The sequence below is a fragment of the Baekduia sp. genome (assembly GCF_035318805.1).
In the GTDB taxonomy this organism is placed as follows: Bacteria; Actinomycetota; Thermoleophilia; order Solirubrobacterales; family Solirubrobacteraceae; genus Baekduia.
In genome coordinates this window covers 1-2,803 of the sequence record NZ_DATHDY010000089.1, presented here as the reverse complement: position 1 = coordinate 2,803, position 2,803 = coordinate 1, and the positions used below count along the sequence as shown (strand labels likewise).

Below are 2,803 nucleotides of genomic sequence, written 5' to 3'. Positions count from 1 at the left end.
CAAGCAGCAGTGTGGCTACCCCTGGTCCGGCTGCTCGCCGCGCTGCGCTGATCGGCTCGCACCAGCGGCGGCCAGCCGCTGTTTAGGGTGGGTCGGCGAGCCCGCGTCGACTCTCCGCTGTCCAGCCGAGATAGCACCCGCTGGCGGTAGACCCTGGGCTTGGCCGTCGCGTTCCGCACGGGGGTTGCGCGAGTCATACTGGAGGCGAGCCTGGCCGGCGGGCCGCGGCCGGGCGATGTCGAGCCCGAGAGCAAGGAGCGTGCATCGACGTGGGCAGCGAGCCGCCCTCCGTGCCGCAGTCTCAGAGCGAGCTGGAGGAGTTCTTCGATCTCGCGCTCGACCTGATGGTCATCATCGGGTTTGACGGCTACGTCAAGCGGGTGAACCCAGCGTACGAGCGCACCCTGGGTTATCCGCTCCGGGAGCTGCTTTCCCGGCCGTTTTTGGAGTTCGTCCACCCGGAAGACCGTTCGTTGCTGCGCGACGTGTTCGGCGAGCTCGTCGACGGCCGCCGCAATGACGTGATCGGAGTCGAGCACCGCGTCATATGTCGTGACGGCTCGGTGCGCTGGCTTCAGTGGAACACGCGGACCATGCCCGAGCGAGGCGTCGTCTTCGCCGTTGGCCGGGACGTGACCGGCCGGCGGCGCGCCGACGCCGAGTTGCGCGAGGCGCAGCGGATGGTCGAGGCGAGCCGCGATGAGCTCGCCCGGCTCGCCGAGGAGCAGGCCGCGCTGCGACGGGTCGCGACGCTGGTGGCGCACGGGACGTCGCCGGAGGAGCTGTTCACGGCGGTCGTCCTGGAGGTCGGCCGGGTGTTTCCCGCCGAGCACGCGACCCTGTGCCGCTACGAGCCCGGCGCCACGATGACCGTCGCGATCTCGAAGGGATTGGCTGACAGCTTCCCCGTCGGCAGTCGGTGGCCGCTCGGGAACGTCAGCGCGGTGGTCTTCGAGACCGGCCGCCCGGCTCGGATCGACAGCTATGCCGATCTCTCCGACCGGGGCGCCGCGACCGCCTTCCGCGAGGTGGGCGTCCGTTCAGCGGTCGGGACGCCGGTCGTCGTCGACGGCCGCCTCTGGGGTGTGATGACCCTGGCCTCGACGGAGCCGCTGCCGGCCGCCACCGAGGCGCGCCTGGTCTCGTTCACGGAGCTGTTGGCGACGGCGATCGCGAATGCCGAGAGCCGTGCCGGGCTCGCCCGGCTGGCTGATGAGCAGGCGGCGTTGCGGCGAGTCGCGACGCTGGTGGCGCGCGGGACGCGGCCGGAGGAGGTGTTCGCGGCGGTCACCGAGGAGATCGGGCGGCTGCTTGCCGTCGACCTGGCGACGATGGACCGCTACGAGCAGGACGGCACGTTTGTCATCGTCGGCACCTGGGGTGGTGGAGGCAAGCACGTTCCCGTTGGCAGCCGGTGGCCGCTTGGGGGTCGGAACCTCGGCACGCGCGTGTTCGAGACGGGGCGTGCGGCGCGGATCGACAACCTTGCCGAGGCCACCGGCCCGCTCCCTGAGGTCATCCGCGAGACCGGCATCCGCGCGGCGGTCGGGACGCCGATCATCGTCGAGGGCCGCCTGTGGGGCTTGATGGCCGCCGCCTCCAGCGAGGAGCAGCCGCTGCCGCCGGACACCGAGGCGCGCCTCGCTTCGTTCACGGAGCTGGTGGCGACGGCGATCGCGAACGCCGAAGCGCGGACGGAGGTGGCGGCGTCGCGGGCGCGGCTGGTGGCGGCGACCGACGAGGAGCGCCGGCGCGTGGTCCGCGATTTGCACGACGGCGCGCAGCAGCGGTTGGTCCACACGGTCGTCACGCTGAAGCTGGCACACCGCGCCTTGCAGAACGAGGAGACGGATCTCCCCGCGCTGCTGACCGAGGCGCTCGACAACGCCGAGCAGGCGACGGCTGAACTGCGAGAGCTCGCGCACGGCATCCTCCCACCGGTCCTGACCCAGGGCGGATTGCGCGCCGGCGTGGACGCGCTGGCGTCGCGGATGGCGGTGCCGATCGAGATCGACGTGACCGTCGGCCGGCTCCCTCCCGTGGTCGAGGCGACCGCCTACTTCGTGGTCGCCGAGGCGCTGACTAACGTCGCCAAACACGCTCACGCCGGACGCGCCGAGGTGACGGCGCGGATCGAGCACGGCACGCTCGCCGTCCACATCCGCGACGACGGCGTCGGAGGCGCCCGGCCCGACGGCGGCGGCAGCGGCCTCACCGGGCTGGCCGACCGGCTCGCCGCCATCGACGGCGAACTCCGGGTCGACAGCCCGGCCGACGGCGGCACCCTCGTCGCGGCCGCCATCCCCCTCCCCGGCTAGCTCGCGCGTCCCGTCGACCGCCGGCGCTGCCGCTCCCGAGTCCGACAAGCAGCCAGCGACGCGGCTTGCCGCCGCCTCTCTGACCTCGACACTCCGCGCGTCGGCAGGCGCCGCACCGACCACGCGCTGCTGCTTTCGCCTGCCTGCGAGAGCGCGACCACGGCGAGCGAAGCGCCGGGGTGCGCTTCCCCTTTCCATGCAAAGCGGGAGCTACGCGACCGCTCTCGCTTCTCGCGCAAAGCGAGAGTCGGCGCCGCATAGCCGCTTCTGGTCCAATGCAGCAGCGCGGCGGCTCGGCTATCGAGGGGCGGACCGCGGGGGCCTGTCATTCCGCGCATCGGGCAGGGGCGAACATCGGAACGACACAGCGCGCCGGGGCGAACCGTCGTCAGCGGCGGCGAGTGGCACCACTCGTCGCGCCGCTGAGCGACGGCGCGCGGTCGGGTCAGCGAAGCGAGCGGAACCCCTCGCGGAGCTCGGAGGCG

Annotated in this window: 1 protein-coding gene; it reads left to right on the top strand. The window is 72.5% G+C overall.

The annotated features are described in order from the left end of the window. Positions 1-290 precede the first annotated feature (290 nt). On the top strand, positions 291-2,318 hold the full coding sequence (locus VK501_RS19155) for a GAF domain-containing protein (protein WP_324340190.1): 2,028 nt from the start codon (positions 291-293) through the stop codon (positions 2,316-2,318). Positions 2,319-2,803: the final 485 nt, after the last annotated feature.